The following is a 622-nucleotide window of genomic DNA, read 5'->3' on the forward strand; positions in this document are numbered from 1 at the left end:
AGTGGAATGGTAAATTAGAAACCGTTCCAAAAATGAAGATTGAAAATAGAGATGATTTATCGATTGCCTACACACCGGGTGTTGCGGCACCTTGTTTAGAAATCGAAAAAGATAAAAAGAACAGTTATGTCTATACGGGTAGAGCACATACTGTTGCGGTTATTAGTGATGGTAGTGCGGTTTTAGGATTAGGAAATATTGGTCCTGAAGCAGGTATGCCGGTAATGGAAGGTAAATGCGTATTGTTTAAGGCGCTAGGAAATGTGGATGCCGTTCCATTATGCTTAAATACACAAGATACAGATGAATTGGTTCAGATTATTTCGAGCTTAGAGCCTAGCTTTGGTGGAATCAACTTAGAAGATATTGCGGCTCCTCGTTGTTTTGAAGTTGAAAAAAGATTACAGGAAAAAATGAATATTCCTGTTTTCCATGATGATCAGCATGGTACAGCTATTGTAGTTTGTGCTGCTTTGGTAAATGCTTTGAAATTGGCTGAAAAACAAAATCCAACAATCGTAATCAATGGTGCTGGCAGTGCTGGTGTTGCGATTGCGACTTTGATTTTAAAGATTGGTTTGGGTAATGTTATTTTAGTGGATAAACAAGGTATCTTAACAGC

At 37.9% G+C, this 622-nt stretch carries 1 protein-coding gene; it reads left to right on the plus strand.

Features of this window, described 5'->3' with window-relative positions:
- Positions 1–622, plus strand: a 622-nt coding sequence (locus tag NE544_RS12075; RefSeq protein WP_370866139.1) for an NADP-dependent malic enzyme, incomplete at both ends; no start/stop codon positions are given.

The sequence above is a fragment of the Holdemanella sp. MSK.7.32 genome, from assembly GCF_024460475.1.
Taxonomy (GTDB): Bacteria; Bacillota_I; Bacilli_A; order Erysipelotrichales; family Erysipelotrichaceae; genus Holdemanella.